The sequence below is a fragment of the Mesorhizobium sp. SARCC-RB16n genome (assembly GCF_008520305.1).
Taxonomy (GTDB): domain Bacteria; phylum Pseudomonadota; class Alphaproteobacteria; order Rhizobiales; family Rhizobiaceae; genus Mesorhizobium.
The window spans coordinates 85,643-98,187 of sequence record NZ_ML703296.1 but is presented as its reverse complement, the minus strand read 5'-3'; the positions used below and the strand labels follow the sequence as shown (position 1 = coordinate 98,187).

The window sequence follows — 12,545 nt, the reverse complement described above, 5'->3', positions numbered from 1 at the left end:
TGCACGCGACGCGCCTTGCACCAGTTCGATGAACCGGTGGGGCGGACGCGGCCATGAGCACCGTCAGCGCGGGGTTCCGGCTCGTACGGGCCGGTTGGGTGCTGGTGCGCGAGGGCGTCGTCACTGCCTTGCCCGGCGAGGAACTGTCCGGCCTGCCCAAATTCGGCTGGCGGCTGGCGCGGCTGTTCACCCGTCGCCGCGCGCTCGCCTATGAGCGCAGCGACCGGTTGGCCAAGGCGGTGGTCCGGCTCGGCCCGTCCTATGTCAAGCTTGGCCAGTTCCTGGCGACGCGGCCAGATGTCGTCGGCAACGACATGGCGCTCGATCTCGCCATGCTGCAGGACAAGATGCACACCTTCCCGAAGGCCGAAGCGATCGCGGCCATCGAGGCCTCGCTCGGGCGCAAGGTGGGCGATCTCTATGCGCAGTTCGGCGATCCCGTCGCGGCTGCCTCCATCGCCCAGGTGCATACCGCCGACACCATGCATAACGGCGTGGCAACCCAAGTGGCGGTGAAGGTGATCCGGCCGGGCGTTCGCCGCCGCTTCTTCCACGATCTCGAAAGCTATTTTCTCGCCGCTCGTCTGCAGGAGAAATACATCCCTTCCTCGCGCCGGCTGCGGCCGGTCGAGGTGACCGAAACGCTGGCCCAGACCACCAAGATCGAGATGGACCTGCGCCTCGAGGCGGCGGCACTCTCCGAACTCGGCGAGAACACCAGGGATGACCCTGGCTTTCGTGTCCCAACCGTCGACTGGGAGCGCACCGGCCGCGACGTGCTGACCATGGAATGGGTCGACGGCATCAAGATGAACAACATCGCCGGCCTCGAAGCCGCCGGCCATGACCTGAAGGCGATCGCCGCCAACCTCATCCAGTCCTTCCTGCGCCATACGCTGCGCGATGGCTTCTTCCACGCCGACATGCATCCGGGCAATTTGTTCGTCGAGGCAAACGGCACCATCGTCGCCGTCGATCTCGGCATTGCCGGGCGCCTCGGCAAGAAGGAACGGCGCTTCCTCGCCGAGATCCTCTACGGCTTCATCACACGCGATTATCTGCGCGTCGCCGAGGTGCATTTCGAGGCCGGCTATGTGCCGCGCCAACACAACGTCTCAGCCTTCGCACAAGCGATCCGAGCCATCGGTGAGCCGATCCACGGCCAGCCGGCCGAAACCATTTCGATGGCCAAGCTTTTGACGCTGCTGTTCGAGGTGACCGAACTTTTCGACATGGCGACGCGGCCTGAATTGATCCTGCTGCAGAAGACCATGGTGGTGGTCGAGGGCGTGGCGCGCACGCTCGACCCCGCCTTCAACATGTGGAAGACGGCAGAACCGGTCGTCGGCGGCTGGATCGCGGGAAACCTCGGGCCGCGTGGCATGATGGTCGACGCGCGCGACGGCGCCAAGGCGTTGCTGACGCTCGCCCGCCAGGCTCCGGAGCTGGCGGCACGCACCGACCGGCTCTCGCGCGAGATCGACCTCATGGCCGAGCATGGGTTGCGCTTTGACGAGACGACCGCCCGCGCCATCGGCAAAGCCGAGGCGCGCTACAGCCGATCCGGCCGTGTGGCGCTTTGGGTGATTGCGCTGACGCTGGTCTATATCGCCTGGAAGCTGCTTTAGGCCTGCCTTCACGGCGAGGCCGGCAGCTTGCGGCAATTTGATTGCATTGCTATCATCGCTATCAGGCAAGATAGGGGAGTGCAATCATATGGCCAGCATCACGATCCGCAACCTTGACGATGAGGTCAAGGAACTGCTGCGCCGGCTGGCGGCGGAAAACGATCGCTCCATGGAAGAACAGGCGCGGGTGATGATCCGGGCCGCTGTCGACGGCCAGGTCGGTCCGGTTGGCCGTCTCGACCAGATCGAGAGAGCCCTTCACGAACTGGCCAGTTCGCGAGGCACCCCGCCCCCGGCGTCAGCCTTGGCAGGCAAGAGCTTGCCGCGAGGCACACTTTCCAACAAACGCATCCTGCTCATCATCGGCGGCGGCATCGCCGCCTACAAGGCGCTCGACCTGATCCGCCGGTTGCGCGAGCGTGGTGCGGCGGTGCGGGTGGTCATGACCTCGGCGGCGCAGGAATTCGTGACGACGCTGTCGGTCGGCGCGCTCTCCGCCGACCATGTCTTCACCGAATTGTTCGACCGCAACGATGAACACGACGTCGGCCACATCAGACTGTCGCGCGAGGCGGACCTCCTGGTGGTGGCGCCCGCCACTGCCGACCTGATGGCCAAGCTCGCCAATGGCCATGCCAACGATCTGGCTTCGACCGTGCTCATCGCCACCGACAAGCCGGTGCTGATGGCTCCGGCGATGAACCCGAAGATGTGGTCGCATCCCGCCACCCGCCGCAGCCGCGCGACATTGGGCAAGGACGGCATCACCTTCGTCGGCCCCGCCAAGGGCGAGATGGCCGAGAGCAACGAAGCGGGCGAAGGCCGCATGGCCGAACCGCTGGAGATCGTCGCCGCGATCGAGGCGCTGCTCGATGCCAAGCCCAAGCCGCTGGCGGGGCGCAAGATCATCGTCACGTCAGGCCCGACGCACGAGCCGATCGATCCCGTGCGCTATATCGCCAACCGGTCGTCCGGCAAGCAGGGCCACGCCATTGCCGCGGTATTGGCAAGGCTCGGCGCCGACGTGCGCCTCGTCACCGGCCCCGTCGCCATCGCCGATCCGGCCGGGGTGAAGACCGTCCATGTCGAACGGGCGCAGGAGATGCGCGACGCGGTGGAACAGCTTTTGCCCGCCGACGCCGCGGTGTTTGTCGCCGCCGTTGCCGACTGGCGCACCGAGAATTCAGCCGGTGAGAAGATCAAGAAGGTGGCAGGCGAAGGCCCGCCGATGCTGCGCATGGTCGAGAACCCCGACATCCTGGCTGGCATCGGCCACCACAAGCAGCGACCAGGCCTAGTCGTCGGCTTTGCCGCCGAGACGCAGGATCTCTTGCGCAACGCCGAGGCCAAGCTCGGGAAGAAAGGCGCCGATCTCATCGTCGCCAACGATGTGTCGCACGAAAGCGGCATCGGTCCTTCAGGCGTGATGGGCGGCGATCGCAACCGGGTCCGGATCGTATCGAAGGCTGGCGTCGAGGAATGGCCCGAGATGACCAAGGACGAGGTGGCGGCGCGGCTCGCCGCGCTCATCGCCGAACGGTTGAAAACGATCGTTGTCTGAGAGGTGTTGGCTGAAACCGCCAACACCTGTCGCTTGCGGCGAGCCAAGCCGTCAGTTGTTCAAAAGCTCTGCCGTGCGAGCAAGCGCCCCGCCAAAGCCATTGAGAGGAATGGAAAAGCTTACGACTTGCCCCGTATCGGCCGCGATCGCGTCGATCTTGAGGGTGGTGCCGTTCTTCAGCAGCGGCGTGACATTGGCATCGAACGCCACCGGCACCAGGCAGCCGACCACCTGGCAGGTATTGAACGGCAGGCTGCCGTTGAGCTTCTGGTCGTCTATGGTCAGCGCGACACCCTTGGCAAGCGCCAGGCCGAACGGCAGGGCAAGAGTTCCGGTCGCATCCTCGCCGGTCTTGCTCGACAGCTCGATCGCCAGCAGCCGCTGGTTGCTTTGCTTGTTGAACTGCTGATGCGACAGGCTGCAGACCTTGTTGGCGCCTGATATCTGGCAATTGACCGTCCAGTCGCCATGGGTTTCGGACAAGGCCGATGCGCCACCGGGCAGCTGCGGCGCATCAGCCGCGGCGGGCGGCGTTGCCGCCACCTTATCGCCCTTGGTTTGCGCCGCCATGGCCGGCAAGCCGGTGATACAGACAGCACCCAGCATCGCAATCAAATACGCGTATTTCCTCATCAAGATCTCTCCCGCCCGATTCCGCCTCGAGCCAGCCTAGAACCTGACCTTGAGAGACGCGCTGACTGCATTCTGTTTGACCGTTTCCCCGAAGGCGCCATTATACCTGACGGACATGCCGACGCCATTGACGCCATTCAACTCGAGGCCGGCGCCGACCCGATAGAGCGGCGAATCGATCGCTTCCGTCAAGTGCAATGCCGGGTTGCCGGGCAGATTCTCCGCCGCGGCGAAACGGCCTTCGATTTCCCACTGCTTGGTGGAAAACTCGACCCCGGCGATCAATTCCCGCCATAGCATCGGCGGACAAACACCCTATATGTCTGAGAGATGAGTTTTTTGCAGGAATAGGCGGATGTACACGCGTCGTTCATCTATGATTTTCGCATTGGCAGTGCTGGCTGGAGCGATTTCTGCTGGCTTTGCCTCGCCCGCTTCCGCGCAAGTGCTCAATCCTGGGGCCGGAAATAATGTGCTCATCCAGCAGAACGATCTGCAAGCCTTGCAGAACCGGGTGCAGCGGCAGCAATTTCAGCAGCAACAACAGCAGGATCGTGCCCAGGATCGAGTCATCGTCCAGCAGCCGCCGCCTATCGTTCCGCAGGTCAGGCCGAGCTGCCAGACGCAGATAATCGGCAACACCGCCGTCAGCACCTGCCGCTGACAAGCGCACCTGCTTTTATTTAGCCGACTTACATGATAGGGGCACTTAGGTGCCCTTGCGGTAGTTTGGATTTTGCAAAGGCGTCGCATCACGCTAAGGGGCATTGCAGCGACTGGATTATTAAGATGGCAGCCACCAAGAAAAAGGCCGTACGCCAGGCCAAGAAAGGCGAAAGGATCCGCCAGGTGGCGGCGATTCCCTTTCGGCTGAACGTTAACGGTGACATTGAGGTGATGCTGGTCACCTCGAGAACGACGAGACGCTTCATCGTACCCAAGGGGTGGCCGATGAAAGGCAAGAGCGGACGCAAGGCAGCCACCATCGAGGCACTGGAGGAAGCCGGCGTACTCGGCAAGACGCTGAAGCAGCCGGCGGGCACCTATTCCTACTGGAAACGCTTGGCCAACCGCTTCGTCCGCGTCGACGTCATCGTATTTCTGCTGGAAGTGACGGAAGAGCTTGCCAACTGGCAGGAAGCCAAACGGCGGCAGCGGGCCTGGCTGGCGCCGGCCGACGCCGCGATGCTCATCGACGAGCCCGACCTCTCGACGCTGGTGAGGACCTTGAGGCTGCCCGAGCCCGCGCCACTCGAGCAGGCATAAACCTCAATTCTCCGTACCCTCATCTTCAGGAAACGGCCGTGCCGGCGGGCCGGACGAAATTCTCGACCAGCGCATCGGCGCTGGCGACAAGGTCGAGGAAGCGCTCGCGATCTGTCCCCTTCTTGAGGTCGATCATGACGGATCGTTTGCCGGCGTTCTGCGCCAAGAACGAGACGCCCATACCGGCGCCGTTGCTGGAGCAGGCGAGCCTCGCGGCGGAGGCGCTGCCTTAGCTCCCGAAAGGCCGCTAAATCTTGAATATAAACCAATTCAACTTTAAGCAGCCGCTTGACGTTGCGTAATATTCGGCCGCCTCGGCAAGAAATGACCTCTTGGAAACAGGCCAATTTATTTGCTGTTAAGCCCGTCGTGATAACCGGACTGTTGTCGCCATCGGAGCGACATGAGGGAAAGAACATCGTCTCAACCGGCGGGTGAAGCAGCCGGACAGACGCTCTGACAGGATCATGGCAAGCCCATGAAGATTCGATGAAGCTATCATCGATGCACGCCAGCCCCCGTCTTCTCGGGCTTGTGTGGCCGTTCGTTGCTGTCGTCCTCATCCAGGCGCTGGTCGCCACCCTGAGCCTCTACACGCTTTCGGCGGTTCGCGCCTATGTCGGCGGCGAGAGCCAGTGGTCCAAGGGGCAAAAACACGCCACCTATTTTCTGAGCCTCTATGCTGACACCGGCAATGAGGAGTTCTTCAGCGAGTACCGTACGGCAATCGCCGTTCCACTGGCCGATCGCGCGGCCCGCCTGGCCCTCGAGCAATCCGAGCCCGATACCGAGGCTGCCCGTGCAGGCTTTCTGGAGGGCAGAAACCACCCGGACGACGTCGCCGGAATGATCTGGCTGTTCCAGAATTTTCGTAGCTTCAGTTACCTCGACGCCGCCGTGCGGCACTGGACCGCGGCCGACATCATGATCCTCGCCATCCAGCAGCTCGGCGACACGATGCATGACCAACTGAGCAAGGCCCCGGCATCAGCGGCCCGGACCAGTGCCTGGAAGGCGCAAATCCATCTGCTCGATCGACAGATCGGCCCGCTTTCCAAGGCCTTCTCGGATAGCCTTGGCGAAGGATCGCGCTTCATCAAGATGCTGCTCACATCAGCCAATCTCGTCACCGCCGCCCTGTTGATATTGCTTGCCGTCTGGCGCACGCGCAAGCTGCTGGCGCAGCGCCAAGCCTTCCAGCTCGCGCTCAATGCCGAGCGCGAGCGCGCCCAGGTCACCCTGGCTTCGATCGGCCAGGCCGTCATCAGCACCGGCCCTGACGGGCGGCTGGAATACATGAACGCGGTTGCCGAGAAATTGCTGGCATGCCCGTTCGGCACTGCCAGAGGCAAGCCGCTGGTGTCGCTGTTCCGCCTGGTGGACAAGGACACCAGCATTGAAGAGCCCCAATTGATTGAACGCCTCCTGGGCGGTGAGCCACGTCGTTCCAGCGCCCGTCCACAGCTGCTGCAGCGGCCGGACGGCTCCGTTGTCCCGGTCGCGCTGACCGGCGCGCCGCTGCTCGTGTCGGGTGAAATCGTCGGCGCCGTGCTCGCCTTCCACGACATGACCCGCGAAGAGGATTACATCGAGCGGCTCTCATGGCAGGCTTCGCATGATGCGCTGACCGGTCTTGCCAACCGTCGCGATTTCGAGAGCCGGCTGGAACGGACCATTGTCGAATTGCAGGACAGGTCCCGGCAGCATGCGCTGATGTATCTCGATCTCGACCAGTTCAAGCTGGTCAACGATACGTGCGGCCACGCCGCTGGCGACCAGTTGCTGCGCCAGATTTCCGCGCTGCTGGCCAACGAATTGCGGCCGGGCGATGTACTGGCCAGGTTGGGTGGCGACGAATTCGGCGTATTGCTGATCGATTGCGAGGCGGACAAAGCGGCCGACATCGCCGAACGGCTGCGCGCCGCCGTGCAGGAGCTGCATTTCGCCTGGGACGGCAGGCCTTTCAACACCAGCGTCAGTGTCGGCATGGTACAGATCGCCAATGCGCATGTGACGATCGAGGAGGCACTGCGCGCCGCTGATGTCGCCTGCTACATGGCCAAGGAGAAAGGCCGCAACCGGGTCCAGATCCATAGCGACGGCGACATGGCCTTGCGCGAGCGCTTCGGCGAGATGGCCTGGGTGCAACGCCTGCACGCCGCACTCGAAGAAGATCGCTTCAGGCTTCATGCCCAGGAAATCTGGCCGCTCAACGACGATGTCGCCGAGGCTGGAGCGCATATCGAGATCCTGTTGCGGCTGACCGACGAAGACGGCAGCTTCGTCACCCCGCAAAGCTTCATTCCCGCCGCGGAGCGCTATGGCCTGATGCCGTCGATCGACCGTTGGGTGGTGCGCAATACGTTCCGTATCCTGGCCGCGCGGCAAGCCGATCAGCGCATGCTGCCAATCGCCACATGCGCAATCAATCTTTCCGGAGCGACGTTCGGCGACGAGACATTCCTCGGCTTCCTACGCGAGCAGTTCCTCGTCCATGGTATTTCGCCGGCTATGATCTGCCTGGAAATCACCGAAACCAGCGCCATCGCCAATCTTACCAGTGCCATGCGCTTCATGGCCGACCTGCGCGGGTTGGGCTGCCGCTTCGCGCTCGACGATTTCGGCTCCGGCATGTCGTCCTTCACCTATCTGAAGCACCTGCCGGTCGACTACCTCAAGATCGACGGCGGCTTCGTCAAGGACATGCTGGACGACCGCATCGACCGCGCCATGGTCGAGATGATCCATCACATCGGCAAGGTCATGGGCAAGCGCACGATCGCCGAGTTCGTCGAAAGTGACGACATCGCCACCGCCTTGAAGACGATCGGCGTCGACTACGCCCAGGGCTATGGGATTGCCAGGCCGCAACCCTTCGATGCCTCGACGATGCTGCTCTGCCAAACCATTGCGCCTGCCGCGCGGACCGTCGCGGATCCATGGGCCGATGTGGCCAGGAAGCTGCGCCGCAAAGCCAGCTAGATTTTCAGGATAGGCGCTCCAGCAGGATTGTCGGGGCGTCGTGATAGATGGTTCGCACCACTTCCCGGTAGCCGCATTTCATTGCGACGTTCAACGAGGCAGTATTCTCGGGATCGATGATGCAGACGGTTCTGGCACGCCCGAACGTCTCTTCGCCCCATGCCAGGACGCGGCCGACGACCTCGGAGGCAAGACCCGCTCCGTGCACGGCCGGCGCCAGCGCCCATCCGGCCTCCGGAATGCCTTCGATCGACGGCTCCATGTCGCGCTTCAGATCGTGGAACCCGGCCTCGCCGATAAAATGGCCGGTGGCCTTCTCTTCTATGGCCCAGAACCCGTAGCCCAGCAGCGACCACAGGCCGGCGTGACGCAGGAAGCGCATCCAGCTTTCTTCGCGTGTGCGCGGCTTGCCGCCGATGAAACGAGTGACGACCGGATCGGCCCACATCGCCGTATAGGCATCGAAGTCGCCGAGCCGGTGTGCCCTCAGGATGGTTCGCGGCGTCTCGATGACCGGGGCGATGATCGCTTGCGTCGTGTTCATTGGATTTGCCTCGCGTTACGGCCTGCGGTTAGCAAATCGTAGGCGGGGTGCAAGAGCCAGGGAACCTAGGACCGTCATCCAGGACGAAGCCGCAACGTCCGGCAGCCTTCACGACATCCGGGCCGCGCTATGGGATTCTCGCGCGGCGGTGTTATTTTCGACGCGGGCTGATTCAGCACGTCCCAATCTTTCTGGCGCCTGCCGGTGCCGACGATCCAAGGAAACCCGCATGGACACCACCGACCTCGTGCTTGCCATCATCCACCATCTGCTGGTGTTCTCGCTGGCCGGGATCATCGGCGCCGAATTCGTGCTGATCCGTGGCGACTTGCCGGCCGCGACGCTCAAGCGGCTCGCAGGCATCGACCGCCACTACGGCATCATCGCCGCGCTCATCATCATCGTCGGCATCGGCCGTGTCGTCTGGGGCCTCAAGGGGTGGGAGTTCTACGTCCACAACTGGGTGTTCTGGGCCAAGATGGCGGCGTTCGGCATCGTCGGCTTGCTGTCGATCGTCCCGACCGTCCGTTTTGTCGCCTGGAAGAGGCAGGCGAGCGCCAATCCTTCCTTCGCCGTGCCCCCGAGCGAACTGGCCTCGGTGAAGACCTTTATCCGCGCCGAAGCGTTCGTCTTCCTGCTGATACCGGTCTTCGCGGCGGCGATGGCGCGTGGCTACGGCTACTGATCGTCAGCGCCAACCGTTTCAAGCGGAGCGATCGGCACCAGGGGAGCCGGAATGCTGGTGGTCTTCACCTCTGCCTTGCAGATATCGGCGATGACGCAAGCCGGGCAATCCGGCTTGCGCGCCTTGCAGACATAGCGGCCATGCAGGATCAGCCAGTGATGCGCGTGACGCATATATTCGGCCGGGATGATCTTCAGCAATCCCTGCTCGACCTGTTCAGGGGTCTTGCCGGGCGCCAGACCAAGCCGGTTGCCGATGCGCAGAATATGGGTGTCGACCGCCATCGTATGCTGGCCGAAGGCCATGTTGAGCACGACATTGGCGGTCTTGCGCCCGACACCGGGCAGCTTGACCAACTCGTCGCGGTCATCGGGCACCTCGCCGCCATGGTCGCGGATCAGCGCCTCCGATAGTGCGATGACGTTCTTGGCCTTGTTGCGCCAGAGCCCGATGGTCCTGATATAGTCGCCGACCTTGGCTTCACCCAGAGCCAGCATCTTTTGCGGGGTATCGGCGGCCTTGAACAAAGCCCGCGTCGCCTTGTTCACGCCCGCATCGGTCGCTTGCGCCGAAAGCACCACAGCCACCAGCAGCGTGAAGGCGTTGACATGTTCGAGCTCGCCCTTCGGCTCCGGACGCTGCACCGAAAAGCGCCGGAAGATTTCATGCACTTCGGCCGGGCTGTAGCGCGAAGTCCGCCGCGCGGGTCGTGGACGCGGCTTGGCGTTGGCGCCGTCGCGCCGTCCGGGCGGCGGCTCTTTTTCGGGCATGGAAGACTCTTGGGACTTGGGGCTGGCCATTTCCCTCCTATAATAGTCTGTCATGAGCGACACAAACGCCTCGTTTCAGGCCGACGAGCCCTTCTTTCACGCATTGCTGACCCCACACCGGTCGCTGGGCAGGACGGGCTTCCTGATCCTGATGGGCGCGCTGATGTTCGGCTGGCTGGTGACGGGTGCGTTTTTCCTGTCGCGCGGCGCCTGGCCGGTGTTCGGCTTCTTCGGTCTCGACGTGGTTGCCGTCTATATCGCCTTCCGCGTCAACTATCGGGCTGCCCGCGCCCGCGAGGAAGTGTCGGTCTCGCGCACCAGCCTCGACATCCGCAAGACGGCGCCCTCGGGAAAGTCGGAAGCGCATCGCTTCAATCCGTTCTGGGCACGGTTTTCGGTCGCCCGGCACGCCGAGATCGGCATCACCAGAATGACCGTGGAAGCACAGGGCCAGAACGTGCCGATCGGCGGCTTTCTCGACCCCGATTCCCGCGAGAGCTTTGCCACCGCCTTCTCGCGCGCGCTGGCGACCGCCAAAGCGCGCTAGAAGCAATTCCAGGAAACTGTGAAGGGTTTTCCGTCCGGAATTGCGGCAACCAATGAGACTCAGAAGCGATACCGCAACAGCCTGCCGACCTTGCGCAGCGCCGGAATGTGTTTCCAAAGGCGGACGAACAGCTTGGCGGACCAGCCCATGCGGGCAGCGTGCTCAGGTTTGTAGGCCGAGATGTCCTCGATGAACCGCAGCTTCGGAACCGCCAGTTCAAGCTCGTGCGGGTCGTCGATTGCCCAGTGGACCTCGGCGCCCGTCGCCTTGATGGTCGGACTGAGGCGAAGCAGCGTCAGGCCGAAACGGCTGTAGGCATCGAACATCAGTTCGCCGCTGGCAAGATGCGAGACAAGCCGTGAAAGCAGGCGCAGCCCTTCGTCCGCGGGCAGATATGGCGTCAATCCCTCCGCCACCACGATGGCCGGGCGGTTGCTGGGTACGTCAGCCAAACAGCCGGGTTCGGTCACCGACGAAGCGATGAGGTGGTAATGGTCGCGCGACGGGTAGAGCTTGCGCCTGAGTTCGATCACTTCGGGATAGTCGAGATCGAACCAGTCCACCTCGGGTGGGGGATCGGCCCGGAAGATGCGGGTATCCAGCCCGCAACCCAGATGCAGCACGATGGCGCCAGGATTTCTGGCCAGGAAATCCTCGACACGGACGTCCAACGTCTTGGCCCGGATCGCCAGGCCGATGCCGAGATTTTCGTCGACTTTCAGCCTGGAGAAATCATAGTCGATCTTGCGCAGCGCCGCGTCCGCGAAATGATCTCCAAGCAGCGAATCCAGCATCCGGCTCTCCAGCGCCTTGCCGTAGAGCGTCATGAGCAAGGTCTCCTTTGCCCCCGTCAGATGTACTTTTTCGCCAGCCATGAGCGGCTCCCAGGCTCGAATCCCGAGTCTATCTGGACATGCGCGGCAAGAAGGCAAGTTTCGGGTGGCGATCGGCGCCCCTAGGGGCGATATTCCAGCCCAAGGAGACAGGTCCATGAGCACACACACGGCAGTCCTCAAGAAGGACATCACGCCCGAAGGCAGCGACTACGAAATCGTGCGCCGCGCCATCGAGAAGATCAGCCTCGACTATCGCGACCAGCCATCGCTGGAGGAACTCGCCGAAGAAGTCGGCGAGACGCCGACCGGCTTGCAAAAACTCTTCACCCGCTGGGCCGGCCTGTCGCCCAAGGCCTTCCTGCAGGCGGTAACGCTGGACCATGCGCGCAAGCTGCTCGATTCCGGCATGCCGCTGCTCGAAACCTCATTCGAGCTGGGCATGTCCGGTCCTGGCCGGCTGCACGACCTGTTCGTCACCCATGAGGCGATGTCGCCGGGCGACTACAAGACGCGCGGCGCTGGCCTCACCATCCGCTACGGCTATCACCCCTCGCCGTTCGGCACCGCCCTGATCATGGCCACGGACCGCGGGCTTGCCGGCCTCGCCTTCTGCGACGCCGGCGAGGAGCGCACTGCCTTCGCCGACATGTCCGGCCGCTGGCCCAACGCCCTCTATGTCGAGGACAGGGAAGCGACAGGCCCCTATGCCGCGCGCATCTTCGAGCCGACGTTCTGGCGCGCCGACCAGCCGCTGCACGTCGTCATGATCGGCACCGACTTCCAGGTCCGCGTCTGGGAAGCCTTGCTGCAGATCCCGATGGGCAAGGCCCGCACTTATTCTTCGATCGCCGCCAGCATCGGCGCGCCGAGCGCCAGCCGTGCGGTCGGCGCCGCCAATGGCGCCAACCCGCTCTCTTTCGTGGTGCCTTGTCACCGCGCCATCGGCAAATCAGGCGATCTCACCGGCTATCACTGGGGCCTGACCCGCAAGCGTGCCATCCTGGGCTGGGAGGCGGGGCAGATTTCGTCCTAAAATGTCGATTTTCTAATTTCGGTTCCAGGAAATATATGAATATTCGCGCTCCTAAGTATT

General features: G+C 63.2%; 13 protein-coding genes and 1 pseudogene. 8 read left to right on the top strand and 6 right to left on the bottom strand.

Annotated features, from left to right (window positions below; all coding sequences use genetic code 11):
• Positions 1-53: 53 nt before the first annotated feature.
• Positions 54-1,628 carry a 2-polyprenylphenol 6-hydroxylase gene (gene ubiB / locus C7I87_RS30955; protein ID WP_149907764.1) on the top strand — a complete coding sequence of 525 codons (1,575 nt, stop codon included), beginning with the start codon at positions 54-56 and terminating at the stop codon, positions 1,626-1,628.
• An 88-nt stretch (positions 1,629-1,716) separates the two neighbouring features.
• Positions 1,717-3,189 carry a bifunctional phosphopantothenoylcysteine decarboxylase/phosphopantothenate--cysteine ligase CoaBC gene (coaBC, locus tag C7I87_RS30950; protein WP_210250672.1) on the top strand — a complete coding sequence of 491 codons (1,473 nt, stop codon included), beginning with the start codon at positions 1,717-1,719 and terminating at the stop codon, positions 3,187-3,189.
• Between the two features lie 51 nt (positions 3,190-3,240).
• Here the strand turns inward: coaBC and C7I87_RS30945 are convergent, their stop codons facing one another.
• Positions 3,241-3,822 carry an invasion associated locus B family protein gene (locus tag C7I87_RS30945; RefSeq protein WP_149907763.1) on the bottom strand — a complete coding sequence of 194 codons (582 nt, stop codon included), beginning with the start codon at positions 3,820-3,822 and terminating at the stop codon, positions 3,241-3,243.
• 36 nt (positions 3,823-3,858) lie between these two features.
• On the bottom strand, positions 3,859-4,122 hold the full coding sequence (locus C7I87_RS30940) for a hypothetical protein (protein WP_149907762.1): 264 nt from the start codon (positions 4,120-4,122) through the stop codon (positions 3,859-3,861).
• A 55-nt stretch (positions 4,123-4,177) separates the two neighbouring features.
• Here C7I87_RS30940 and C7I87_RS30935 point away from each other — a divergent pair, with 55 nt between their 5' ends.
• Entirely contained in the window at positions 4,178-4,486 is a 309-nt protein-coding gene (locus C7I87_RS30935; protein ID WP_149907761.1) for a hypothetical protein, read from the top strand.
• A 125-nt stretch (positions 4,487-4,611) separates the two neighbouring features.
• On the top strand, positions 4,612-5,088 hold the full coding sequence (locus tag C7I87_RS30930; protein ID WP_149907760.1) for an NUDIX hydrolase: 477 nt from the start codon (positions 4,612-4,614) through the stop codon (positions 5,086-5,088).
• A 55-nt stretch (positions 5,089-5,143) separates the two neighbouring features.
• Here C7I87_RS30930 and C7I87_RS30925 read toward each other — a convergent pair.
• Positions 5,144-5,281 (bottom strand): annotated as a pseudogene (locus C7I87_RS30925) (CoA transferase); the annotation flags it as partial.
• A gap of 296 nt (positions 5,282-5,577) precedes the next feature.
• Here C7I87_RS30925 and C7I87_RS30920 point away from each other — a divergent pair.
• The gene (locus C7I87_RS30920; RefSeq protein WP_149907759.1) at positions 5,578-8,070 is read left to right on the top strand and encodes an EAL domain-containing protein; all 2,493 of its coding nucleotides are present in this window, start codon (positions 5,578-5,580) and stop codon (positions 8,068-8,070) included.
• 4 nt (positions 8,071-8,074) lie between these two features.
• Here the strand turns inward: C7I87_RS30920 and C7I87_RS30915 are convergent, their stop codons facing one another.
• Positions 8,075-8,614 (bottom strand): GNAT family N-acetyltransferase, encoded by a 540-nt coding sequence (locus C7I87_RS30915; RefSeq protein WP_149907758.1) that lies wholly within the window; start codon positions 8,612-8,614, stop codon positions 8,075-8,077.
• A gap of 229 nt (positions 8,615-8,843) precedes the next feature.
• On the opposite strand from C7I87_RS30915, the gene C7I87_RS30910 reads away from it, so the two are divergent.
• The gene (locus C7I87_RS30910; protein WP_149907757.1) at positions 8,844-9,299 is read left to right on the top strand and encodes a DUF2214 family protein; all 456 of its coding nucleotides are present in this window, start codon (positions 8,844-8,846) and stop codon (positions 9,297-9,299) included.
• On the opposite strand, the gene nth is transcribed toward C7I87_RS30910, so the two are convergent.
• Positions 9,293-10,099, bottom strand: a complete 807-nt coding sequence (gene nth / locus C7I87_RS30905; RefSeq protein WP_149907756.1) for an endonuclease III — start codon at positions 10,097-10,099, stop codon at positions 9,293-9,295. The genes C7I87_RS30910 and nth overlap by 7 nt on opposite strands.
• Before the next feature lie 22 nt (positions 10,100-10,121).
• Here nth and C7I87_RS30900 point away from each other — a divergent pair, with 22 nt between their 5' ends.
• On the top strand, positions 10,122-10,616 hold the full coding sequence (locus C7I87_RS30900) for a DUF2244 domain-containing protein (protein WP_149907755.1): 495 nt from the start codon (positions 10,122-10,124) through the stop codon (positions 10,614-10,616).
• A gap of 59 nt (positions 10,617-10,675) precedes the next feature.
• Here the strand turns inward: C7I87_RS30900 and C7I87_RS30895 are convergent, their stop codons facing one another.
• The gene (locus C7I87_RS30895) at positions 10,676-11,491 is read right to left on the bottom strand and encodes a class I SAM-dependent methyltransferase (protein ID WP_149907754.1); all 816 of its coding nucleotides are present in this window, start codon (positions 11,489-11,491) and stop codon (positions 10,676-10,678) included.
• A 115-nt stretch (positions 11,492-11,606) separates the two neighbouring features.
• Between C7I87_RS30895 and C7I87_RS30890 the strand changes: the two genes are divergently transcribed.
• Positions 11,607-12,485: a methylated-DNA--[protein]-cysteine S-methyltransferase gene (locus C7I87_RS30890; RefSeq protein ID WP_149907753.1), complete on the top strand. Its 879-nt coding sequence runs from the start codon at positions 11,607-11,609 to the stop codon at positions 12,483-12,485.
• Positions 12,486-12,545 lie beyond the last annotated feature (60 nt).

What these genes read in the sequence shown, in the direction of transcription:
- ubiB (WP_149907764.1), top strand. Translation starts at nt 54, where the DNA reads ATGAGCACCGTCAGCGCGGGGTTCCGGCTCGTACGGGCCGGTTGGGTG.
- coaBC (WP_210250672.1), top strand. Translation starts at nt 1,717, where the DNA reads ATGGCCAGCATCACGATCCGCAACCTTGACGATGAGGTCAAGGAACTG.
- C7I87_RS30945 (WP_149907763.1), bottom strand. Translation starts at nt 3,822, where the DNA reads ATGAGGAAATACGCGTATTTGATTGCGATGCTGGGTGCTGTCTGTATC.
- C7I87_RS30940 (WP_149907762.1), bottom strand. Translation starts at nt 4,122, where the DNA reads ATGCTATGGCGGGAATTGATCGCCGGGGTCGAGTTTTCCACCAAGCAG.
- C7I87_RS30935 (WP_149907761.1), top strand. Translation starts at nt 4,178, where the DNA reads ATGTACACGCGTCGTTCATCTATGATTTTCGCATTGGCAGTGCTGGCT.
- C7I87_RS30930 (WP_149907760.1), top strand. Translation starts at nt 4,612, where the DNA reads ATGGCAGCCACCAAGAAAAAGGCCGTACGCCAGGCCAAGAAAGGCGAA.
- C7I87_RS30920 (WP_149907759.1), top strand. Translation starts at nt 5,578, where the DNA reads ATGAAGCTATCATCGATGCACGCCAGCCCCCGTCTTCTCGGGCTTGTG.
- C7I87_RS30915 (WP_149907758.1), bottom strand. Translation starts at nt 8,614, where the DNA reads ATGAACACGACGCAAGCGATCATCGCCCCGGTCATCGAGACGCCGCGA.
- C7I87_RS30910 (WP_149907757.1), top strand. Translation starts at nt 8,844, where the DNA reads ATGGACACCACCGACCTCGTGCTTGCCATCATCCACCATCTGCTGGTG.
- nth (WP_149907756.1), bottom strand. Translation starts at nt 10,099, where the DNA reads ATGGCCAGCCCCAAGTCCCAAGAGTCTTCCATGCCCGAAAAAGAGCCG.
- C7I87_RS30900 (WP_149907755.1), top strand. Translation starts at nt 10,122, where the DNA reads ATGAGCGACACAAACGCCTCGTTTCAGGCCGACGAGCCCTTCTTTCAC.
- C7I87_RS30895 (WP_149907754.1), bottom strand. Translation starts at nt 11,491, where the DNA reads ATGGCTGGCGAAAAAGTACATCTGACGGGGGCAAAGGAGACCTTGCTC.
- C7I87_RS30890 (WP_149907753.1), top strand. Translation starts at nt 11,607, where the DNA reads ATGAGCACACACACGGCAGTCCTCAAGAAGGACATCACGCCCGAAGGC.